This window comes from Curvibacter sp. Hmag1.1 (assembly GCF_059769165.1).
Window position 1 is genome coordinate 596,813 of sequence record NZ_JBMBGX010000002.1, and the last position, 21,560, is coordinate 618,372.

A 21,560-nucleotide genomic window follows, 5' to 3' on the forward strand; every position below is an offset into this window, starting at 1 on the left:
CGCCTATAATCTCGCTTTACCACCTCATCGAACCCTCAGGTTCGCCCCTGACATGACCAAATTTGTCTTCGTCACCGGCGGTGTGGTGTCTTCCCTTGGAAAGGGAATCGCCTCAGCCTCCCTTGCTGCGATCCTGGAATCGCGGGGCCTGACAGTCACCCTCATCAAGCTGGACCCCTACCTCAACGTTGACCCCGGGACCATGTCGCCCCTGCAGCACGGCGAGGTGTTTGTCACCGACGACGGTGCTGAGACCGACCTCGATCTCGGACACTATGAGCGTTTCATTGAAACGCGCATGCGCAAGACCAACAACTTCACCACGGGCCAGATTTACAAGAGCGTGCTCGACAAAGAGCGCCGTGGTGACTACCTGGGCAAGACCGTACAGGTCATTCCCCACGTTACCAATGAAATCCAGGAGTTCGTCAAGCGTGGGGCACGCTTCGGCGAGGCCGATGCAGTAGACGTGGCGATTGTCGAAATCGGTGGAACTGTGGGGGATATCGAATCGCTCCCCTTCCTTGAAGCCGTACGCCAGATGAGCCTCAAGCTCGGCCCCAACAACAGCGCCTTTGTGCACCTGAGCTATTTGCCCTGGATTGCCGCGGCCGGCGAACTCAAGACCAAGCCCACTCAACACACGGCCAAGCAATTGCGCGAAATTGGTATTCAGGCGGATGCTTTGCTTTGCCGCGCAGACCGTCCGATTCCCGACGAAGAGCGCGCAAAGATCTCTTTGTTTTCCAACGTGCCTGAGTGGGGCGTGATCTCCATGTGGGATGTGGACACCATCTACAAGGTGCCCCGCATGCTGCATGAGCAAGGCCTGGACGGCCTGATCTGCGACAAACTGCGCCTGAACACGCCACCCGCCAACCTCAAGCGTTGGGATGACTTGGTCTACGAGACCGAACACCCTCAGGGCGAAGTCACTATCGCCATGGTCGGCAAATATGTGGACCTGACTGACAGCTACAAATCGGTGAACGAAGCCCTGCGCCACGCCGGCATGAAGAACCATGTGCGCGTCAAGATCGAACACGTGGACTCTGAAACCATCGACAGCGCCAGCGTGAATCAGCTGGCCAAGTACGATGCGATTCTGGTGCCCGGTGGCTTCGGCAAGCGCGGCATTGAAGGCAAGATCAGTACCGCACGCTTTGCCCGTGAAAGCAAAGTGCCCTACCTTGGCATCTGCTTGGGCATGCAAGTCGCGACCATCGAATTCGCCCGCCATGTGGCCGGGTTGAAGGATGCCAACAGCACCGAATTTGAGCCGGAGAGCCCGAATCCCGTGATCGCACTGATCACCGAGTGGAAAGACGCGGACGGCACCATCAAAACGCGAGATGCCAACTCCGACCTCGGCGGCACTATGCGCTTGGGCGCCCAAAGCTCGGACGTCGCGAAAGACACGCTGGCCCACCGCATTTACGGCGATGTGGTGACAGAGCGTCACCGCCATCGCTACGAGGCCAACGTCAACTACCTGGATGCTCTGCGGGCATCAGGATTGGTCATATCCGCCCTGACTCAACGCGAACAGCTGACTGAAATCGTTGAGTTGCCCGAGAGCGTTCACCCCTGGTTTGTGGGCGTGCAATTTCACCCTGAGTTCAAGTCCACCCCCTGGGATGGCCATCCGTTGTTCAATGCCTTTATCAAGGCAGCTGTTGAACATCAGAACGGTGGCAAGAACCTGAAAGCAGTCGCCTGATGAAACTGTGTGGCTTCGACGTTGGTTTGGATCAACGCTTTTTCCTGATTGCTGGCACTTGTTCCATCGAAGGACTGGAAATGTCCATAGAGGTGGCAGGCCAGCTGAAAGAGGCTTGCACCGCCCTGGGCATTCCCTTGATCTACAAAGGGTCCTTTGACAAGGCCAACCGCTCCTCGGGCACCAGCAAGCGCGGCGTCGGTATAGACGCCGGTCTAAAAATTTTGGACGAAGTGCGGCGCCAACTCCAAGTTCCTATCCTGACCGATGTGCATGACGAGTCGCATATAGCCGAAGTCGCAAGCGTGGTGGACGTGTTGCAAACCCCCGCTTTCCTCTGCCGCCAGACGGACTTCATCCGTGCAGTCGCGCAAAGCGGCAAGCCGGTAAACATCAAGAAGGGGCAGTTCCTCGCGCCTTGGGACATGAAGAACGTGATTGACAAGGCACGCGCGGCTGCAACAGAAGCCGGCCTTACTCCGGACCGTTTTCTGGCTTGTGAACGTGGTGTGAGTTTTGGCTACAACAATCTGGTTGCCGACATGACCAGCCTGGCTGAAATGCGCAAATCAGGTGCCCCAGTGGTATTCGATGTGACGCATTCGGTACAAAAGCCGGGTGGTTTGGGTGGCAGCAGTGGTGGTGCGCGCGACATGGTGCCTGTGTTGGCCCGTGCCGGAGTGGCAGCAGGTGTGGCCGGCCTCTTTATGGAAACCCACCCCCGGCCAGCGGACGCTTGGTCCGATGGTCCGAATGCCGTCCCGCTGCGTCACATGAGAACATTGTTGGAAACTTTGGTGGCGCTGGATTCCGTAACCAAAAAAACCCCGTTCCTGGAAGATGATTTCCAGTGAACGGCTGCATGATGGAATCTGACGTTTTTTGTTTGTGTGTTTTTGAACTGGAAAGAAACTAATGAGCGCTATTGTTGACATCGTCGGCCGCGAAATTCTGGACTCCCGTGGCAACCCTACCGTTGAATGCGACGTGTTGCTGGAATCCGGCACCATGGGCCGTGCAGCCGTTCCTTCGGGCGCATCCACCGGTTCCCGTGAAGCCATTGAACTGCGTGATGGCGACAAGAAGCGCTACCTAGGCAAGGGCGTCTTGAAGGCCGTTGAGCACATCAACACCGAAATCTCTGAAGCCGTGTTGGGCCTGGACGCTTCCGAGCAAGCATTCCTGGACAAGACATTGATTGACTTGGACGGCACCGAGAACAAGTCCCGCCTTGGCGCCAACGCCATGTTGGCCGTGTCCATGGCCGTGGCCCGGGCTGCAGCCGAAGAAGCTGGTCTGCCTTTGTATCGCTACTTTGGTGGCATGGGCAGCGTGCAGATGCCCGTACCTATGATGAACGTCATGAACGGCGGCGAGCACGCCAACAACAACCTCGACCTGCAAGAGTTGATGATCATCCCCGTGGGCGCACCCAGCTTCCGCGAAGCCCTGCGCTGGGGTGCTGAAGTGTTCCACGCCCTGAAGAAGATCCTCCACGACAAGGGCATCAGCACCGCCGTCGGCGACGAAGGTGGCTTTGCCCCCAACGTGGAAAACCACGAAGCCGCGATCCTGATGATTCTGGAAGCGATCGACAAAGCCGGCTATGTGGCCGGCGAGCAAATTGCCCTGGGTCTGGACTGCGCAGCTTCCGAGTTTTACAAAGATGGCAAGTATGAGCTCGAAGGTGAAGGCCTGAGCTTGACCGCCCAGGAATGGACAGACATGCTCGCCACATGGGTAGACAAATACCCCATCATCAGCATTGAAGACGGCATGGCCGAAGGTGACTGGGACGGCTGGAAAGTCCTGACCGACCGCTTGGGCAAGAGGGTTCAGATCGTCGGTGATGACTTGTTCGTGACCAACACCAAGATCCTGAAAGAAGGCATCGACAAGGGCATTGCCAATTCCATCCTGATCAAGATCAACCAGATCGGCACTTTGTCCGAGACATTTGCTGCGATCGAAATGGCCAAGCGCGCCGGCTACACCGCAGTGATCAGCCACCGCTCCGGCGAAACCGAAGACTCCACCATCTCCGACATCGCTGTGGGCACGAATGCAGGCCAGATCAAGACCGGATCCCTGAGCCGCTCTGACCGCATGGCCAAATACAACCAGTTGCTCCGCATCGAAGAAGACTTGGGTGATGTGGCCGTGTATCCCGGCCGCGCTGCGTTCTATAACCTGCGTTAACCCTCACTGACCGAACCACTGCCATGGGTAACCGTTGGGTCCCTGCCGTGCTCATCGCACTACTGCTGATCCTGCACGGACAGCTGTGGTTCGGTCGCGGAAGCATTCCGAATGTTTCCAAACTAACTAGGCAACTGGAAGAGCAAAAGCAACGGAATGCCCAAGCTTCACAGGCCAACGAGCGTCTGGAAGCTGAAATCCATGACCTGAAAGAGGGCCTGGAAATCGTGGAAGAGAAAGCACGCTCCGAACTGGGAATGGTGAAGGCGAACGAAATTTACGTTCAGATCGCCCGCTAGAGCCTGAGCATTCGATGAAAATCGCGATTCTGGGTGCGGAATCAACTGGCAAGAGCACCCTGTGCCACGCGTTGGCGGCAAGCATGCGTGAAGCAGGCAGCGATGTCGTCGTCGTTGATGAGTATTTGCGGGAGTGGTGTGCCACCATGATGCGCACGCCTCAGCCTCACGAGCAAGCCGCCATTGCGCGGACGCAAACTCAGCGCATTGATGCTGTGCAAAGTGCCACGGTGGTTGCCGACACCACCGCACTCATGACTGCCATTTACAGCGACATACTCTTTCAAGACCCCGGCCTCTACTCCTTCGGCATTGAGGATCTACGGAGCTTTCATCACGTATTGGTGACCGCTACGGACCTACCATGGGTCGCGGACAGCTATTTTCGAGACAGCCCTCACGGGCAACAAGCCATCCATCTGAGGCTGCAGGAAGTACTCAGGGACCATGGAATAGCTTACTCAATGGTCTATGGGAGCGGCGGACAGCGCACCCGGGCGGCACTTGCTTTGATCATGCCATCACAATTCAGCTCCAACGCTGATTCAGAGACCTACAACCGCTGGATGGCCAAATGTGAAAAATGCTCGGACGCCCGTTGCGAACACAGCCTGTTCCGCGAGCTCACAGACGGTTAGTGCGTCCCTGAATTACCCCGTTGCAGCAGGACCGCGTCCGTAAACAACTGGGCTGCATCTACTGGGTCAAACCGGTACTGCACGCCACAAAATTCGCATCCCACTTCAATGTCGCTGCGTTCCGTCAGAATGCTCTCGGCCTCTTCTCGACCTAGACTGACGATCATTTTTCCAACACGCTCTCGGCTGCAGTTGCATTGAAATTTCGGCCCTGTCTCGCCCATGAGTGGTTCGAAACGGGTTAACGGCTCTTCCCAGTACAAGCGGCGCAGCACGGTATCCACGTCGAGCTGCAATAGCTCTTCGGCTTTCAGACTCTTGGCCAGAATGGCGATGCGGTTGTAGTGCTCATTCAGACCAATCTGGTCTTCGTTTTCTCGCGAAACCATGCTACCCGCCAGGTTCCCCACCCCCTCCAAGGGAAGGCGCTGAATCAGCAATCCAGCTGCTACTTTGTCGTCAGCCGCCAGCACCAATGTGGTGTCCAACTGCTCACTCTGAAGCATGTAATGCTCCAGAACCTCACTGATACGCTCCAAAGGAGCACCTGTGTCGTCAAACAAGGGAACTACACCTTGATAGGGTTGTTGCCCCGGGAACTTCGTCTTGGGGTCCAACGTAATCGCACATCGGCCCTTGTTGGTGGCGTTTACCATCTGGCTCAAGGAGGTGCCATTCGGCACTTCGCCCACCACCGTGGCAGTAGACCGGAGACTGAAATCAGGCTGCACTTCGGTGACCGCCAACTTGACCGGTCCATCGCCAAAAATCTGTAACACCAATGCACCATCGAACTTGATATTCGATTGCATCAAAGCTGCTGCGGCTGTGATTTCACCCAGGAGAGACTGAACCTCTGCCGGGTAGGGACCATGCTCTGTATTGGATGCACGTCGGCGCAAAATTTCCTGCCAGGAATCCGTCAAGCGGACAATCGCACCACGCACCGGCAACCCATCGAACAAAAACTTGTGCAACTCTGACATGCACACTCTCCAAAAAATAGGCCCCTTTCGGGGCGGAAACTAGGCGATCTTTTTGAGGCCTGACCTGAATCGATGAGCGTTGGCCACATAGTGACGCGCACTGGCAAGCAAGCCTTGCTTCTGTTCCTCGGTCAACTCCCGCACCGCTTTGGCCGGGCTGCCGATGATCATGCTGCCATCCGGAAACTCCTTGCCCTCGGTCACCAGCGCGCCGGCACCGACCAGGCACCCTTTGCCGATACGCGCGCCATTCAGGACGATGGCACCGATTCCAATCAAGGAACCATCACCAATGGTGCAACCATGGAGCATGACCTGGTGCCCCACCGTTACGTTCTCGCCAATCGTCAACGGCTTGCCGATATCCGCATGCAACACACTCGCGTCTTGGATATTGGTACCGGCTCCGATCCGGATGGTCTCGGTATCGCCACGAACGACTGCTCCAAACCATATGCTGGCATCTGTGCCGATTTCAACAGCGCCCATCACTTCAGCGCTATCAGCTACCCAAGCTCCCACATCCAATTTAGGAGCCACACCATCCAATTCATACACTGCCATCGCTGCCCCTCAGGCCGTCAAAACTAGAATTGTAAAGATGGAACTCCGAGAACGGGCTTTGTCAGCCTTCAAGACCTCATCGCCCCGCAGCAAGGTGAAGGCAACTTTGGCCATAGGACCTTTGTTGAAAGAGGGAAAGCTCGACTGCGAACGGCTTCTTTTTCATGATGCCGGCCCGGGCCGGCCTGACCTGCCTATCTTGGTTGAGCCTAAAGAGGTACCCCGGCGCTCCCCTTTCACTGCAGCAGGTCACGCTGCCTTGATGCACTCTATCGCCCATATTGAGTTCAACGCCATCGATCTGGCACTGGATTGCGTGTGGCGCTACGCCGGAATGCCTGAAGCGTTCTACAGGGACTGGCTCTTGGTTGCCACTGAAGAAGCCAATCACTTCACGCTGCTGGAGGAACACCTGAGTGCACAAGGCTATCGCTACGGCGACTTTCCTGCCCACACAGGGCTGTGGACGATGTGCGCCAACACAGCTGACGATATCGTTGCCCGCATGGCCTTGGTGCCTCGGACCATGGAAGCGCGCGGGCTGGATGCAACACCCCTGATTCAAGCCAAGCTCGCCAAAGTTGGCAGTCCAGCGGCATTGGAGGCACAAGCGATCCTGCAAGTCATCCTCACCGAGGAAGTGGGACATGTCGCCGCAGGGAATCGCTGGTACCACTGGCTGTGTGCCCGGCATGAGTTAGACCCTGCTGCGTTTTATGCCTTGGCCGCGATTCAATACGCGGCTCCCCGGCCCAAGCCGCCCTTTAACTACGCCGCCAGACTGGCTGCCGGCTTCAGCCCCCAAGAGTTGGAGAAGCTGGATTCTGACGCTGGTCTCACGGAGATTGCCGCCCATTCAACCTAGAATGACCTGAGGCAACCTCATCCACCGGATTAGCGATTCACTGATGTCCACCGATCACCCACAACCCCCGGAACCCACCTCGTCCGCTATCTCGATGGCCCGGCAAGCCATCGTCAATGACTCGGGCTCCATCATGGGGTATGAGCTATTTGACCGAAGTGTCAAAGCTGACGCACACACCGCCTCCTCCGATGCGCAGATGCTCTTCAATTTGCTGTCGTTGGCCGAAGGGGAGACGCTGATCGGCAAAACGCTGCTGTTCGTCAATTGCACGCACGATAGCCTTGCCGGGGGCCACTTGGACCTCGTAGCGCCGGAACATGTAGTGCTGGAAATTCCTTCTTTGCCCGCCTCGCAAGTGGAGCAGATCGCCTTGCGCCTTCCCACCTTGCAAGCCATCTATACACGGGGCTTCAAGCTGGCGTTCGACTATTCGGTGTTGACCCGCTCGTACGAAGACTGGTTGCCTTTAGCTTCTTATATCAAGTTTGATGTGAGCATTCTCAAGCCACCTTCACTGGCGTCTTTTGTTCAACTTGCGCAAGTCAAGACCAAAGCCAAGTTAATTGCAGAGAAAGTTGAAACTGAAATCCAGTACAAGCAACTCAAGGACTTAGGTGTAGGCCTGTTTCAGGGTTACTGGTTCGCACAACCAACCATCATCGAAGGCCAAACACTGCGCCCCAGCCAGGCTGCCATCCTCCAGCTCATCAATCTCGTTCGCAAGCAAGCCAGTACAGCAGAGATTGAAGAAGTCCTCAAGCGAGATCCGACCCTGTCCTTCAACCTGTTGAGATTCATCAATTCAGCGGGATTCGGATTGCGTACCGAAGTCACATCCTTCAAACACGCGGTGATGCTGCTGGGGCTCAAAAAGCTCTTCAAATGGGCGGCTCTGTTGATGACGACCTCGACTGGTGGCGGCGTGGCACCGGCAGTGGGCACTACCGCTGTGGTCCGTGGCCGACTGATGGAATTGCTTGCCGCCGAAGCTTTGCCCCCCGAGGAATGCGATCATGCATTTGTCATCGGTGTCTTCTCCTTGCTGGACAGCTTGCTGGGCATGCCGATGCCTGCAGCTCTGGCAAACCTGTCCTTGCCCAACTCCGTAACCCATGCCTTGCTTTACCAAACAGGTCCGTTAGCCGACTACTTGAAGCTCACACTGGCCTGTGAGAACGGTGACGATGAAGCTTTCGCCAAAGCGGCCCAGGCATTGCAATTGACCGAAAAGCAAATTAATTGGGCCCATCTCCAAGCGTTGGCTTGGGCGGAAACGCTAGGGCAAGAATAAGCGACGGAGTTAGCCCCTGGGATGGTGCTGCGCGTGCAGCGAGGCCAAGCGGTCCCGGGCAATGTGTGTGTAAATGGTGGTCGTCGAGATATCAGCATGCCCCAGAAGCATCTGCACCGAACGCAAGTCTGCTCCATGGTTCAAAAGGTGCGTCGCAAAAGCATGGCGCAGGGTGTGCGGTGACAGCGGCACCCGAATACCGGCCTGCAGAGCGTAGCGCTTGACCAGACCCCAGAACATGATGCGAGACATGGCTGTACCGGATTTGGAGCCCCGCACTGTCACAAAAACATCTGCGCTTTGCTTAGCGGCAAGCAACTCCGCCCGGGGACCAGCCAGATAGCGACTCAGCCAGAGGCCGGCGACTTCGCCAAAGGGCACCAAGCGCTCTTTGGAACCTTTGCCGGTCACCCGCAACACGCCTTCGTTCAGGCCCAGTTGCACCATCCTCAAAGTAACCAATTCACTCACGCGCAGGCCGCTGGCGTAGAGGAGCTCCAACATGGCTTTATCCCGAATACCCAAGGCCTCGTTGGTGTCTGGAGCATTCAACAGCGCTTCAACCTGTGCCTCCGTCAAGGTCTTGGGTACGCGCAGGGCTTGTTTGGCGGCTTGCAACTTCAACGTCGGATCTTGGGCGATGTGCCCTTCCCGCAATGCCCAACGAAAGAACCGTTTGAGAACCGTCAGCCGGCGATTTGCAGTAGTGGCTTTAGTCTCGGCATGCCGTGCCGCGAAATAACCTTGCAGGTCATGCTCCTGAGCGCCATACAAGGGCTTTGGTGCCAAATGTCCCGCAAAAAGGGTCAGGTCACGCCGGTAAGCCTGCAAGGTGTTTTTGGAGAGCCCCTCCTCCAGCCACAGGGCATCAATGAATGCATCCACTGATGCCGTGTCACTCACCAAATGGCTCCATCAGTCCAAACGCAACTTGGCGGAATCCACCACTTTTTTGTAAACCTCATACTCTGCCTTGATCTGCGCGGTGAATTGCTCAGGCGTATTTCCGACGACCAGCGAGCCGGTATCCTCGATGCGCTTGCGCACAGCGGGGTCTTCCAACACTTTGCGCACACCAGCATTCACCTTGTCCACCACCTCTTTGGGCAATCCCTTGGGGCCGTAAATACCGTAAAAGGCCATGCGGTTTACCGGTTCCAGCCCGACTTCCTTGAAAGTGGGCACATTGGGCATTTGGCTCAGGCGCTGTGGAGCAGCCACCACAATGGGAATCAAGCGGTTTGAGGTGATGAATGGGAGCGCGGAGGGCAGGTTATCGAAAATCATCGGAACCTGTCCACCCACGGTGTCATTGAGTGCCGGGCCGGCGCCGCGGTAAGGAATATGGGTAATAAATGAACCGGTCAGATTCTTGAACAATTCGGTCTGCATGTGGCCGATACCGCCCGTGCCTGACGAGGAATAAGAGTACTTGCCCGGGTTCTTCTTGATTTCTTCCAAAAAGGACTTGTAGTCTTTGGCGGGGAAACTAGGGTGCACCGCAATCACATTAGGTGTTGCCGCCACATTGATGATAGGGGTGAAATCCGTCAAAGGGTTGTACGGATTTTTAGGATTGATGGCGGGATTGGCCGCCACCGTAGATACCGTTGCCACCCCCAGCGAATAGCCATCCGGGGCTGACTTTGCGGTTTCGTTCGCACCAACGACGCCACCTCCGCCTGCCTTGTTTTCCACGATCACACTTTGCCCAAGCACTTTGCCCAATGGGTCCGCAATGATGCGCGCCACAATGTCCGTCGTCCCGCCCGGCGCAAAAGGCACCTGGAGTTTGATCACCTTGTTGGGATAACCCTGCGCCATGACTGCTCCAGAAACAGCCACAAGACCACACGCCAGCAACACTCTACGGTACATCTTTTGATACTCCTCAGTCAGGGTGGAAGCATGCCTACCCGGCACGCCTTGGAGTAATGGTAATGCGGGGCCACTCAACCGGTCTATGCGGTAGAACCATTAGGCGGCTGGTATCCTCTTGGTGTGAACTACGCCCAGCTCCTTTTCCCCGATTTTTCGCTCATTCTCCTCGGATATCTGGTGTGCCGGTTTACCCAGCTCAACCGCCCGCTTTGGGAAAAGGTAGAGGCTCTGGTGTACTACTTGTTGTTTCCGGTGCTGCTGTTTCATTCCATTGTGAAAAGCCCGCTGGATTTGCAACTGGCCTCCAAACTGATGGCTGCCGGCTGGACCCTGGGCTTTGCCGGTATTGCACTGGCTTACCTGTTGCCCCACACCCCCTTCTTGAAGCGCTACATCCCTGGCCCCGACCATGCGGCTAGTGCCCAAATTGCATTCCGATTCAATTCTTTCATCGGATTAGCCATTGCAGAACGTCTTGCAGGTCCACAGGGGTTGCAACTGATCGCGGTACTGATCGGTGTCTGCGTTCCCCTTTTTAACGTCGCCGCCGTCTGGCCCATGGCCCGTCACGCTCAGCGTGGCTTTTTGGGTGAACTGGTGCGCAACCCCCTCATAGTTGCTACGGTCGCCGGACTGATCAGCAACCTTGCCGGCTTTCGCATGCCGGTGTGGTTGGAACCCACTGTCACCCGTCTGGGTGCTGCATCTTTGGCCATGGGATTGATGGCCGCAGGTGCCGGCATGCAATTCGGCGCTCTGGCGCGGGCCAAGACCCTCGCAGTATCCGTGTTGACGATCCGTCACCTGATTACCCCGGTGATCGCACTGTTGGTGTCCCGTTTGTTTGCACTGGACACCACACAAACCACCATGCTTCTCGCTTTCTCCGCGCTACCCACAGCATCCAGCTGCTATGTGCTCGCCGCACGCATGGGTTACGACGGTGCTTATGTCGCCGGGTTGGTCACCCTATCAACCCTGCTCGGGGTGGTGAGCCTTCCCTTTGCCCTGGGCGTGTTGCGAGCCATTTAGACTGGATTTACTCGTACCAGAGTTGTAAGGCTTCGGCATGCATGGCATGGCGATAGCTCCCCTTAGGCAACCAGCTAGAGACACTGCAAGCAGCACGAGCCAGAAAGTCCAGCAGAGTCACATGCCGGCGTAGCACCCGCTGCTGGCGATGCCCTATCAATGGATTGAAGATGCCGTATCGGCTGAAGATCTGGCGCGGGTTCTTCTTGATCCATAGCCAGGAACCCATCTCCAACGTCAGTGGCAAAAACACCTGTTGCACTGGGTCTGCAAGTCGCGTGTGCAAATGGTCCCACAGGTCTCCATGGGTGAGGTACTGCAGGCTTTGGGGCTCGAACACATAGGGGTGATGGGTGTAGCTCTGGCGGTACATGCGTTGCAGCACGTACATCTCCGCCAAGTGCGACATGGGCTGTCGCGTGTGGGCATACGGAAACCACAAACGGTCCCTCACCCCGAAACCTGAATGGCAGTCCACAGACATGCTGAACGCCCGATGGCTGAGCTCCCGCTCCACGACTTCACACAGGGCGGCAGCCTCCGGTTGCATAGCCTGGCCTTCGGCTCCCCGGTACCATGGCAGCCGAGCGCTGACACGCTGACCGCCTACCCACGCGGGCACCGGCTCCACCGCATCCAGCGGAGCATTGCGCATCAGGTCCACACCCGCAGGGTTGGCGCGGGTACCCCGCTGCATGCCACCCGGATTGACCAGGGGCATGAAGACGATGCGCATGGTTTCCAACTGCTGGTGAAAGGTGTGGTCCCACGCCATGCGCATGACGAGGCTGTTGAGAAACTCCAACACCACTTCGGTGCCGATGCGCTCCAGGCCATGCACGCCACCGAAAAAACCGATGGCGGGCACCTCCGGAGCGGGGTTACCCATGGAGATCACATACACCGGCAAGGTGCTTCCGTCGAGCGCGACGTCGTGGGCCACCCGCACATCCACCCGGTCACCAGCGAGCTGAAGAATGCGTTCAAGTTCTGCCAAGGCCGGCAAGGGGGAATGCAGCAAAAGTGTCTCCTGAAGGCCTGAGCTTACACAGCGGAACACTCGTTTCAAAGGCCTGCATCGTTTACACCACAGTGCCATCAAACAGTCACACTAAGCGCATAAATTCGTTTCAGCAAAACGTAACCGGGAGCTGTCATGATCCTCAAACTGCTGGGCTTGCAACGACTGTTGGATGAACTCTTTGACGACGAATGGCTGGACCCCATTGTGTTGATCGAAGTATGAAAACGCGCCACTCGGCCACGCGCCGCAGCGCTAAAACATGGCTGGCCTTGACGCTGGCAATGCTGCAGGGCGCATCAGAATTTCTGGCACTTCGGCGTAACCACCATTAACCGCCGGGCGCAGCGCGCCTAGACTGTGCGCATGCGCAAACGACAACTTCTTTGGCTGATTCCCGCCACCCTGATAGCGGCAGCCGCCACGTTGGCGTGGCAACTGAGCCATCCCCCCGGACTCTCTGCAGTTCAAAGCCTTTTTTGGCAGAAGGCCGCTCCGGCCGGCTCTCCTCTCAAAGTCAGTTTTCTGGGCGTCGCAACTGTCTTGCTGGACGATGGTGAGACGGCTCTGTTGACTGACGGCTTCTTCTCCCGCCCCGACAAAATGACCGTCTTCCTGCGCAAAGTGTCACCTGACACGCAGGCGATTGCAGACGGTTTGCAACGCGCACGCATCACGCTGGCTGGAGCCACAGGCAGCAAGTTGGCAGCAATCATCCCCCTGCACTCCCACTACGACCACGCCATGGATGCGCCCGAAGTTGCCAAACTTACCGGCGCTGTGTTGATGGGCTCCAGTTCCACCCTCATGGTGGGGAAAGGCTGGGGCCTCGACGACAAACAGATGCAACAGGCTGAACTGAGCAAGCCCTACCGCTTCGGCCGCTTCACTGTGACGCTCTACCCTGCCCTGCACACGCCCACCGGCTTCACAGGTGGCGTCATCGACAGCCCCTTGGTCCCGCCTGTGCGAGCCACAGACTACAAAGAAGGACAAAGCTACGCGATGGTGGTAGAGCACGATGGACACACGCTGCTGATCACCGGCACCGCCGGCTTTGTGCCGGGCGCCTTGCAAGGCGTAAAGGCTGATGTGGTGCTGCTCGGAATTGGTGCCATGGGGCCACGCAGCGCGGAGCACAAACTCGCCTACTGGAACGAAACCGTAGTGGCGGTCGGGGCCAAGCGCGTGATTCCCATCCATTGGGATGATTTCTGGATTCCCTCCACCTCGCCCATGCAGCCTATGCCCAAACCACTGGATGACTTTGATGCTTCCATGGCCTTCCTGCAAAACCAAGGCGCAACGCAAGGGGTCGATATCCGCATGCCCGCGGCTTGGACTCCGATGGACGTCTGGGAAGATTTGAGGCGCTAGCGCACAGCAAGTTTGCTTACGGCAACTCCACCAAGGACCGTGTCTGTAAACCCGCAGCCCGGGCTCCCTCCAGGAAGTCGGCGCCGGCGGTCTCAAAGCCGGAGACGGTACTCATGCAATCGGTGAGGAGCACCGTCTGACGCAGACGCTCCACCGGCAACTCTTGCATCAGGTCCGTCACCGAAGCCGCCACGCAATGACTCAAAGCCTCCCCCGCTACCAAAAGCGTAGCACCTTGCGCAGACAGCGCCTGCATCAGCGGCCGATTGAGCAAGGTACGCTCGTCGTCCGGTCGCGGCACCTCGGCCTTGAATGCACTGTACTGCTCGGTCAGCGGATTCTGGCCTTTGAGCACCTTGTGGCACACCCGCCCGGTCTGCAGTTCCCAGGCGGCGATGGCCTCGCTCAATCCACTGTGGATGTTGTGACCCCAGGTGCCTAGCACACAATGCACCGGCCAGACGATGAGTTGGCGCTGGCCTGTCGCCTCCAAAGCCTGCAGATAAGTGACCACCTCATCGGTTAACCCAACGTGCCTCGGACGGTACACACCCTGCTGAACCTGTGCGGCTGTGATCAGTGTGAATGGAGCCACATCACCGCCATCCGCCTGCTGCCAGAAAGTGGTGCGCTCCACACCCACACTGGCGTGTGAATCGAGGGTTACGGTAATGTGGCGAACTCGCTCTGCGTGCTGGGTCAGCCAGTCTGCGAGCCGGTGCATGTCTGCATTTGCACCGGGCACCGGCAAAGCCGCACCCTCTATGTCCAAAAAGTCGTTCTGGGGGTCAATGATCAACAAGTTGTAATCAGACATGGTGGGATCTCAATCAGGTGAAACAGGTTGAAAGGCTTGCATGGCCCACTGAACGTGCTCTTGCACCAGCGGGTCGGGATGATGGATGCGGCGTTGCAAGGACCGGACCAGCGTAAGTCGCTCAATGTCCCCCAAGCGCTCTGAACGCAAGGCGTTGCCCATGGCAACAGCCACATTGCGCAACCAGCGCACATGGCCGATACGGCGTATAGGGCTGCCTTCCGTGCGTTTCAAAAACGTGTCTTCTGTCCAGTCAAGCAGAGTGGCCAGTGCCTCACCCGCCAGCCCCTCGCGGGCATCAAAATCCGGCAGGCTACTGCGTCGCGCAAACTTGTTCCAGGGGCAGACCAGCTGGCAATCGTCGCAGCCGTAAATGCGGTTGCCGATCAGCGGGCGCAGCTCCAACGGAATAGGCCCGTCGTGCTCGATGGTGAGGTAAGAGATGCAACGCCGGGCATCCAAGCGGTGCGGCGCGATGATGGCCTGGGTGGGGCAGGCTGTGATACAGGCATTGCAGCTGCCACAGTGGGCCTCGGTGGGCGCCGTGGCAGGCAGAGCAACGTCCACATAAATTTCACCCAGAAAGAACATGGAGCCGGCCTCGCGGTTGAGCAGCAAGGTGTGCTTGCCGCGCCAGCCTTGGCCACTTCGCGCAGCCAGCTCAGCCTCCAGCACCGGGGCGCTATCCGTGAACACGCGGTAGCCCAAAGGGCCCATGTGGGCGGAGAGTTGGTCGGCAAGCTTTTGCAGGCGGTTACGCAGCACCTTGTGGTAGTCCCGCCCGCGGGCATAGAGCGACACGATGCCCTCTTGCGGACGCTGCAGGCGGGCCAACTCCACATCCGCCCATCCGTCGTTCGTGCCCATGGGCAGGTAGTCCATGCGGGTGGTGATCACGCTCACTGTGCCGGGCACCAGCTCGGCGGGGCGGGCACGTTTGAGGCCGTGGTGGGCCATGTAGCCCATCTCACCGTGGAAACCGTGCGACAACCACGCCAATAAACCGGCCTCCGCAGAGGACAAATCCACACCGGCCACGCCAATTTGGGAGAATCCGAGTTCCCGGGCCCAGCCCTGCATCAAGGCGACCACATGGTCGCCATCGAATTGAGCCTTGATTTGAGTGCTGTTGATCGTCACGACCCCATTGTAGAAAGCGCTGCCCCCGCCCCTGTGCTGGTGTGGGCAGATGAAGCCGCCACCGCCGCTTTCGCTGCGCACTGGGCGACACAGCCCGAACTGGCCCATGCCTTCATCGCGCTGCATGGCGATCTGGGGGCCGGCAAAACTACGCTGGTGCGCCACCTCTTGCGGGCGCTAGGCGTGACCGGCCGCATCAAAAGCCCGACCTATGCGGTGGTGGAGCCCTACGAGCTGCCCGCCCGGAATATCTGGCACTTTGACTTTTACCGCTTCAACGACCCGCGCGAGTGGGAAGAAGCGGGCTTTCGCGACATCTTCGCCAGCCCCGGCCTCAAATTGGCCGAGTGGCCGGACAGGGCTGCCAGCGTGCTTCCCATGGCCGACGTGGCCCTGCACCTGCGTACGCTGAACGATAGCCGCCGCGAGGTCACTCTCACGCCCGGCACGCCTCGTGGCCGGGCGCTGGTGCGCAGCGCACTGGAGGCCCGCGCGTGAAGCGCCGTACCCTGCTGCAAGCCGGAGGCCTGGTGCTCACACTAGGCGCGGCCGAGATTGCCAAGGGTGCGGCCATCATGACTGTGCGGGTCTGGCCGGCACCCGAGTATTCGCGGGTGACCATCGAGTCGGATACCGCGCTGAGCGCCAAGCAGTTGTTTGTGCCCAGCCCGCCCCGGCTGGCCGTAGACATTCAAGGCATCACCCTGAACCCCGCACTCAAAGAGCTGGTGGCCAAGGTCAAACCTGATGACCCCAACATTGCCGGCATCCGGGTAGGTCAGTTCACCCCCGACATCGTTCGCCTGGTAGTCGACCTCAAGCACCCTATCCGCCCCCAGGTCTTCAGCCTCGCGCCGGTGGCGGCCTACCAGCACCGGCTGGTGCTGGATTTGTACCCTGTCGCCGAAATCGACCCGCTCGAAGCGCTGATTGCTGACCGGGCGGTTGAGAGCAAGGCTGCGCAGGCCGCTAAAGCTGCAGCCCAGGACCCACTGGAACTGCTGATTGCGCAGCACAGCCAGCGCCCCGCTGCAAATGGGACAGGCACTAACTCGAGTGGAACCGCCGGTACCAAAGCGCAAGACGCTACAAAAACAGGAGCTACCCGCGCTGATTCCACGGGCGCAAGCAATCAAAAAGACTCCAACTCACCGACAGCAGGTACCACCACCGACCGGCTCATCATCATTGCCCTGGATCCCGGCCATGGGGGCGAGGACCCCGGTGCAATCGGCCCGGGCGGCACCAAAGAAAAAGATGTGGTGCTCAAGTTGGCGCATCTGCTGCGCGAGCGCATCAACGCCGCCAGCGTCAATGGCAACGCCATGCGCGCTTTCCTGACGCGCGATGCCGACTTTTTTGTTCCGCTGGGCACCCGCGTCCAAAAAGCCCGCAGGGTGCAGGCAGACCTGTTCATCAGCATCCACGCAGATGCTTTCTTTACCCCGGACCCGCAAGGGGCCAGCGTGTTCGCGCTCAGCCAAGGCGGCGCATCCAGTAGCGCCGCACGCTGGATGGCAGCCAAAGAAAACAAGGCTGACCTGATTGGTGGCCTCAACGTCAAAGCCAAGGATGCGACCGTGCAGCGCGCCCTGCTGGACATGAGCACCACGGCCCAGATCAACGATAGCCTGAAACTGGGCGGCAACCTGCTGGGCGAAATCAAGCGGGTGGGTAAGCTGCATAAACCCCGTGTGGAGCAGGCGTCGTTTGCGGTACTGAAGGCACCGGACATCCCCAGCGTGCTGGTGGAAGCTGCTTTCATCAGCAACCCCACGGAAGAGACCAAGCTCAACAGCGAGGATTACCAAAATCAGCTGGCTGATGCCTTGATGCGGGGCATTGAAGCCTACTTCGCCAAGAACCCACCTTTGGCCCGGAACCGGACCACGAGCTGACTTCAAAAGTCAGTCAAATCAAAATCAAGAAAACTGATTGTTTTGTTTTTGGCGAGAAACTGTGCCCCAAAGCAGGCGTTGATTAGCTCTTTGGAACTAAGTAGGAACCCTAGACTGACCTTTTCTTCAACGCATTGGAAAGGGGCTTGTCATGGCTTTGGTGGAGAGGATTCAGGCAGCAGTCGCGCGCACCGAGACGTTGCCGTTCAAGGTTGAAATCGCCACTGAAGCGCAGATGGACGGGGTCATCCAATTGCGTGCTGCCTCCTACGGCAAGCACTTGCCGGAACTGGGCGCCAAATTGCGCAAGGCGGAAGCCGCCGACTTCGAACTCGGCTGCGAAGTACTGGTCGCCACCTCCAAACTCGACGGCTCCGTACTCGGCACCTTGCGCACCCATGCCAATGTGATGGCACCGCTGCCATTGGAGGCTTCCATGACTCTCCCTGAAAAGTTCGACGATACATTGATGGTCGAAACTACTCGCCTTTGCATTAAAGGTAGTTCTCAGGGATCACTAGTCAGGTCCGCACTGTTTAAAGCACTTCATCAGTACTGCATGGAACAGGGCGTGAATTGGATGCTAGCTGCCGGCCGGAAACCAGTAGACAAGATTTATGACTGGCTACTTTTCTCTGACGTTTCGGAAAAGTCGATGTTCTTTCCCATGCAACATGCCGGAATGGTTCCACACCGCGTGATGTATTTTTCGCCTCAAGAAGCCAATGCACTTTGGCTGACCCATCAGCATCCGCTCCACAGTTTCGTATTTGAAACTGTTCATCCCGATATCGATCTTTCTAAAGCGCGACCTTTGGCCGTCACTCCCGAGAATTCAACTCTGTTTACACGCGCAATAGAACCCGTAGCAGCAGCTTTCAACAGGGCCCAATAATTACAGTCGTAGCTACTGAACAGAAGAAAAAGCCGAATCAGAGAACAAGCGCATGCTAGGTTCCTCTTGACTTTGCAATTGCTTCAGGAACGCGAGTATTTCAGGGTCTTCAACGAAATCCGCACCACTTCTTGCAGCCAGGATCCGGTCCGCCTCGACCGGTTTGCTAAGGCCATAGCCTTGGGCATAGTCAATACCTGCTTCATAGAGCACCTTGATAGTAGGCAGGTCCTCCGCGAACTCGCCGACTGACTTCATTCCCAGACTGCTTACCAAGCCAGCGATTGCCACGATGATGGCCTGTCCGGCTTGGCTTCTGACAGCGTCCCGGACCAATGAACCATCCAGCTTCAGGGAATCCACCGACAAACCTTTGAGGTAGCCGAAAGACGAGTATCCGGCTCCGAAGTCATCCAGCGCGACCTTGCCGCCCATGGAGCGAACCCGGTCAATGAAGCGCTGCATATTGCGCATATCGGTGATGGCCACTGTCTCGGTAATCTCGATACATATTTTTTCGAGCGCTACCGGATGCTGCTTAAACAACGCAAACAACTCTTCGGTGAACAGCTCGTCATTGAGTGAGCCCCCGGAAAGGTTCACCCCTACGAAATGGGTGTTGCGCAGTTCGTGCGTGTGAGCCTCTAGCCAACGGATAGCCGTATTTACCACCCAACGATCGATGATGGCGGTTTTGCCGTGGGCCTCCGCAGCTTCAATGATGGTGCCCGCTGGCACTATCGTGCCATCCGCCTTGCGAAGGCGAATCAGCATCTCAAAGTTCAAAGAATCGAAGGGCCGGCTGAGTGACACCTCCGGTTGCATCACAAGGAACAAGCCCTCGGGCGTTTCTCCACGCTCCAGACAATTGATGAGGTCTAACTCATCCTGGTGCTGTTGGAAAAACCGGTCCCCGGACTCCATGACCACCATGCGCTGGTGGGACCGCTTCTTGGCCATCCGGCACAGGGTATCTGCAGCGGAAACAATCTCTTTGAGTTCCGAGTACTTGAACTGGTCAGTACCCACCAAGCCGGCAGATACATCCAACGCAAAGCTCTGGCTTTCAATCTGGAATGGTGCCGAGCCGATCAGCGTAGTGATGGTGTTGCACTTGACCTCGCATTCCGGCATCTTGCCCTGATAGAAAACGACAACGAATTCGTCACCGCCAATGCGGGCCAACAAGTCCCCGGTCTGCAAAACGCGTCGCATGCACTCAGCCACCTGCTTAAGAACCAAATCACCTGCGGTATGACCATACAGATCATTGATCAGCTTGAACCTGTCCAGATCAAAATACGCCAAGGCCACTGGACGTTGTTGGGCGGCGCCCGCTTGCTGCCCCAAGCCCCGCAAATTCAGGCACCCGGTAAGTGGATCATGGCTGGCCAAAAATTCCAGCCGCTCTGTGGCGGAAACACGCTCGGTGATATCTTGTAAGGAGCATTCGATGATGCTGCCGTCTACCGTGGATGCGCGGATCGCAAACCAACGTCGTGTGAGGCCGTCCTCGCTCTCAACGCTGGTTTGTAACTCGATGGTTCCACCTGCTATTTCAAGGTGCAGAGCAGCAATTCTTTTTACCGTCTCGGAATCAAAAAATTCCGGCAAACGGATAGGGCTGCTTTGTGGCTCTGCCCTCATCAATGATTCAAATGCGGGATTCATCTTGCTGATGAGGACGCCGTCACCCACGGAAAACAAGCCTATTGGAGAATCCTGATAGGCAGCTTCAAGCAATTGCTGGGCTCTCAATGTCTGAAGACGATGCGTTCGCATGTGCTCGGCTACTGCAGCGGATGCCAAAAGTGCAGAGGCAATCGCCGCAGAAACACTGTTTAGCCCAATAAGCAATGCCCGCTGGTCTAAAGCAGCAGCAATCACTTCGTTAAGGCTTGCGCCCAAGGTCACTGCCATAGAAGCGACATACCATCCAGCAACCCGTGAATGGTTGCCGACCAAGATGAGTATCAAGTAACAAAAAATGACCGCGACACCAATCACTGTTCCCAGCCAAACTCCAACCAACATCGCCTCAAATGGAAGAAGTGGTCCCAAGACAAGCGCAGTCAATGCAGACACTTGCAAGAGATGCAGTGGCAGCTGAAAAGCGAATTTTTTCAGCTCCTTGCTGAATAGCAAGTTGAACAAAACGATGGTGATTGCAAAGTACGAGCAAACCGTGAGTTGTCTCACCGCTATCAGGTAGTCCGCAGGAATCTGATAACCGAAAAACACGAAATCGGTTCCCGCAGAGATACCTGCCATACGCATGTTCAAGAGCAACCAGCCAACAAATGTGAGATACAAACGGCTTTTGTTGACGAGCGCGGTCAAGAGCATGAAAACTGCCAGCATTCCAATCGCCGCCTCAATCATGATCCCGGAGCGGTGATGTGCTAACTGGCTACTTTCTAGCGACTCATGCGTCCAGCCTTCCGCCGAAATCTTGGCTGGCCCCCGGAAGCTTGCAATACAAAGCAGCGATCGGGTTGCGACACCCTCCAAGTCCAAAGAGAAACCGGCCCTGCTGGTCGACATGCGTCGATCCGTAGTAGATCTATTTCCGGATCCCAGAACCACGCCCGATTCCGCATCCCAACAGGACAAAGCCATTGCATGCCGGGACGGAAAATCGATGACGGGCGTATCGCGGGCGACGCTCAAAGCGACCCAGAACGGCCGTGTCGAAAGATGGGTCTCCAGGAGTTTTGTGGGCGAAACAGCATTCAGCTTGGCTGACGCCAATTGCGCACTCGAAGTGCCTGACGGACTACTGTCCTCCCAGACTCTCAGCTCCAGCTGTCGACCTGCAGAGTTCTCGACGCGACCGGCCTGCATCACTAACGCAAAAGCGGCCAGTCCGATCAACAGAAAAGGAAAGACGAAAGTCGTCAGTCGCTCTAGCAGAGGTCCAACAAGTTTTTGCAC

The 21,560-nt window shown here is 57.3% G+C and carries 20 protein-coding genes; 12 read left to right on the forward strand and 8 right to left on the reverse strand.

The window, feature by feature from the left end; translation table 11 throughout:
* Positions 1-52: 52 nt before the first annotated feature.
* The 5 genes from pyrG (at position 53) to ACOAP0_RS03260 (ending at position 4,856) form a co-directional block, all read left to right on the forward strand.
* Entirely contained in the window at positions 53-1,720 is a 1,668-nt protein-coding gene (gene pyrG, locus ACOAP0_RS03240) for a CTP synthase (protein WP_087497200.1), read from the forward strand.
* Positions 1,720-2,574 carry a 3-deoxy-8-phosphooctulonate synthase gene (gene kdsA / locus ACOAP0_RS03245; RefSeq protein WP_498375611.1) on the forward strand — a complete coding sequence of 285 codons (855 nt, stop codon included), beginning with the start codon at positions 1,720-1,722 and terminating at the stop codon, positions 2,572-2,574. Before pyrG ends, kdsA begins: the two co-directional genes overlap by 1 nt.
* A gap of 61 nt (positions 2,575-2,635) precedes the next feature.
* Positions 2,636-3,919, forward strand: coding sequence for a phosphopyruvate hydratase (gene eno / locus ACOAP0_RS03250; protein ID WP_498375610.1), 1,284 nt, complete (start codon positions 2,636-2,638; stop codon positions 3,917-3,919).
* A gap of 23 nt (positions 3,920-3,942) precedes the next feature.
* A complete protein-coding gene (locus tag ACOAP0_RS03255; protein WP_087494472.1) occupies positions 3,943-4,218 on the forward strand; it encodes a septum formation initiator family protein in 276 nt (91 codons plus the stop codon).
* 14 nt (positions 4,219-4,232) lie between these two features.
* Complete coding sequence (locus ACOAP0_RS03260) at positions 4,233-4,856, forward strand: AAA family ATPase (RefSeq protein ID WP_498375609.1); 624 nt, start codon at positions 4,233-4,235, stop codon at positions 4,854-4,856.
* Here ACOAP0_RS03260 and hslO read toward each other — a convergent pair.
* Both hslO and ACOAP0_RS03270 read right to left on the reverse strand, forming a co-directional pair.
* Positions 4,853-5,842: an Hsp33 family molecular chaperone HslO gene (gene hslO, locus ACOAP0_RS03265; protein ID WP_498375608.1), complete on the reverse strand. Its 990-nt coding sequence runs from the start codon at positions 5,840-5,842 to the stop codon at positions 4,853-4,855. The two genes, ACOAP0_RS03260 and hslO, sit on opposite strands and share 4 nt — an antisense overlap.
* A gap of 39 nt (positions 5,843-5,881) precedes the next feature.
* Positions 5,882-6,406, reverse strand: coding sequence for a gamma carbonic anhydrase family protein (locus tag ACOAP0_RS03270; protein WP_498375607.1), 525 nt, complete (start codon positions 6,404-6,406; stop codon positions 5,882-5,884).
* A 37-nt stretch (positions 6,407-6,443) separates the two neighbouring features.
* On the opposite strand from ACOAP0_RS03270, the gene ACOAP0_RS03275 reads away from it, so the two are divergent.
* Both ACOAP0_RS03275 and ACOAP0_RS03280 read left to right on the forward strand, forming a co-directional pair.
* Positions 6,444-7,271: a ferritin-like domain-containing protein gene (locus ACOAP0_RS03275; protein ID WP_498375606.1), complete on the forward strand. Its 828-nt coding sequence runs from the start codon at positions 6,444-6,446 to the stop codon at positions 7,269-7,271.
* A gap of 43 nt (positions 7,272-7,314) precedes the next feature.
* Positions 7,315-8,565 carry an EAL and HDOD domain-containing protein gene (locus ACOAP0_RS03280; RefSeq protein ID WP_498375605.1) on the forward strand — a complete coding sequence of 417 codons (1,251 nt, stop codon included), beginning with the start codon at positions 7,315-7,317 and terminating at the stop codon, positions 8,563-8,565.
* A gap of 9 nt (positions 8,566-8,574) precedes the next feature.
* Here the strand turns inward: ACOAP0_RS03280 and xerD are convergent, their stop codons facing one another.
* Positions 8,575-9,471: a site-specific tyrosine recombinase XerD gene (gene xerD, locus ACOAP0_RS03285; protein WP_481872935.1), complete on the reverse strand. Its 897-nt coding sequence runs from the start codon at positions 9,469-9,471 to the stop codon at positions 8,575-8,577.
* A 9-nt stretch (positions 9,472-9,480) separates the two neighbouring features.
* Positions 9,481-10,443, reverse strand: coding sequence for a tripartite tricarboxylate transporter substrate binding protein BugE (locus tag ACOAP0_RS03290; protein ID WP_087494479.1), 963 nt, complete (start codon positions 10,441-10,443; stop codon positions 9,481-9,483).
* A gap of 123 nt (positions 10,444-10,566) precedes the next feature.
* Here ACOAP0_RS03290 and ACOAP0_RS03295 point away from each other — a divergent pair, with 123 nt between their 5' ends.
* Positions 10,567-11,478 carry an AEC family transporter gene (locus ACOAP0_RS03295; protein ID WP_087494480.1) on the forward strand — a complete coding sequence of 304 codons (912 nt, stop codon included), beginning with the start codon at positions 10,567-10,569 and terminating at the stop codon, positions 11,476-11,478.
* Between the two features lie 7 nt (positions 11,479-11,485).
* On the opposite strand, the gene ACOAP0_RS03300 is transcribed toward ACOAP0_RS03295, so the two are convergent.
* Positions 11,486-12,499 (reverse strand): M14 family zinc carboxypeptidase, encoded by a 1,014-nt coding sequence (locus ACOAP0_RS03300; RefSeq protein WP_498375603.1) that lies wholly within the window; start codon positions 12,497-12,499, stop codon positions 11,486-11,488.
* Between the two features lie 366 nt (positions 12,500-12,865).
* On the opposite strand from ACOAP0_RS03300, the gene ACOAP0_RS03305 reads away from it, so the two are divergent.
* A complete protein-coding gene (locus ACOAP0_RS03305; RefSeq protein ID WP_498375602.1) occupies positions 12,866-13,876 on the forward strand; it encodes an MBL fold metallo-hydrolase in 1,011 nt (336 codons plus the stop codon).
* A 16-nt stretch (positions 13,877-13,892) separates the two neighbouring features.
* Here ACOAP0_RS03305 and ACOAP0_RS03310 read toward each other — a convergent pair whose 3' ends face one another.
* Positions 13,893-14,693, reverse strand: coding sequence for a cysteine hydrolase family protein (locus ACOAP0_RS03310; RefSeq protein ID WP_498375600.1), 801 nt, complete (start codon positions 14,691-14,693; stop codon positions 13,893-13,895).
* Between the two features lie 9 nt (positions 14,694-14,702).
* Complete coding sequence (gene queG, locus ACOAP0_RS03315) at positions 14,703-15,773, reverse strand: tRNA epoxyqueuosine(34) reductase QueG (RefSeq protein ID WP_498376104.1); 1,071 nt, start codon at positions 15,771-15,773, stop codon at positions 14,703-14,705.
* Between the two features lie 39 nt (positions 15,774-15,812).
* Between queG and tsaE the strand changes: the two genes are divergently transcribed.
* The 3 genes from tsaE (at position 15,813) to ACOAP0_RS03330 (ending at position 18,626) form a co-directional block, all read left to right on the forward strand.
* Complete coding sequence (tsaE, locus tag ACOAP0_RS03320; protein ID WP_498375599.1) at positions 15,813-16,331, forward strand: tRNA (adenosine(37)-N6)-threonylcarbamoyltransferase complex ATPase subunit type 1 TsaE; 519 nt, start codon at positions 15,813-15,815, stop codon at positions 16,329-16,331.
* The gene (locus ACOAP0_RS03325) at positions 16,328-17,731 is read left to right on the forward strand and encodes an N-acetylmuramoyl-L-alanine amidase (RefSeq protein ID WP_498375598.1); all 1,404 of its coding nucleotides are present in this window, start codon (positions 16,328-16,330) and stop codon (positions 17,729-17,731) included. Before tsaE ends, ACOAP0_RS03325 begins: the two co-directional genes overlap by 4 nt.
* A gap of 151 nt (positions 17,732-17,882) precedes the next feature.
* A complete protein-coding gene (locus tag ACOAP0_RS03330; RefSeq protein ID WP_498375597.1) occupies positions 17,883-18,626 on the forward strand; it encodes an N-acyl amino acid synthase FeeM domain-containing protein in 744 nt (247 codons plus the stop codon).
* A 12-nt stretch (positions 18,627-18,638) separates the two neighbouring features.
* Here the strand turns inward: ACOAP0_RS03330 and ACOAP0_RS03335 are convergent, their stop codons facing one another.
* A complete protein-coding gene (locus ACOAP0_RS03335) occupies positions 18,639-21,560 on the reverse strand; it encodes an EAL domain-containing protein (protein ID WP_498375596.1) in 2,922 nt (973 codons plus the stop codon).

Coding starts and splice junctions, on each gene's coding strand:
- pyrG (WP_087497200.1), top strand. CDS start 53: ATGACCAAATTTGTCTTCGTCACCGGCGGTGTGGTGTCTTCCCTTGGA.
- kdsA (WP_498375611.1), top strand. CDS start 1,720: ATGAAACTGTGTGGCTTCGACGTTGGTTTGGATCAACGCTTTTTCCTG.
- eno (WP_498375610.1), top strand. CDS start 2,636: ATGAGCGCTATTGTTGACATCGTCGGCCGCGAAATTCTGGACTCCCGT.
- ACOAP0_RS03255 (WP_087494472.1), top strand. CDS start 3,943: ATGGGTAACCGTTGGGTCCCTGCCGTGCTCATCGCACTACTGCTGATC.
- ACOAP0_RS03260 (WP_498375609.1), top strand. CDS start 4,233: ATGAAAATCGCGATTCTGGGTGCGGAATCAACTGGCAAGAGCACCCTG.
- hslO (WP_498375608.1), bottom strand. CDS start 5,842: ATGTCAGAGTTGCACAAGTTTTTGTTCGATGGGTTGCCGGTGCGTGGT.
- ACOAP0_RS03270 (WP_498375607.1), bottom strand. CDS start 6,406: ATGGCAGTGTATGAATTGGATGGTGTGGCTCCTAAATTGGATGTGGGA.
- ACOAP0_RS03275 (WP_498375606.1), top strand. CDS start 6,444: ATGGAACTCCGAGAACGGGCTTTGTCAGCCTTCAAGACCTCATCGCCC.
- ACOAP0_RS03280 (WP_498375605.1), top strand. CDS start 7,315: ATGTCCACCGATCACCCACAACCCCCGGAACCCACCTCGTCCGCTATC.
- ACOAP0_RS03290 (WP_087494479.1), bottom strand. CDS start 10,443: ATGTACCGTAGAGTGTTGCTGGCGTGTGGTCTTGTGGCTGTTTCTGGA.
- ACOAP0_RS03305 (WP_498375602.1), top strand. CDS start 12,866: ATGCGCAAACGACAACTTCTTTGGCTGATTCCCGCCACCCTGATAGCG.
- ACOAP0_RS03310 (WP_498375600.1), bottom strand. CDS start 14,693: ATGTCTGATTACAACTTGTTGATCATTGACCCCCAGAACGACTTTTTG.
- queG (WP_498376104.1), bottom strand. CDS start 15,773: ATGCAGGGCTGGGCCCGGGAACTCGGATTCTCCCAAATTGGCGTGGCC.
- ACOAP0_RS03330 (WP_498375597.1), top strand. CDS start 17,883: ATGGCTTTGGTGGAGAGGATTCAGGCAGCAGTCGCGCGCACCGAGACG.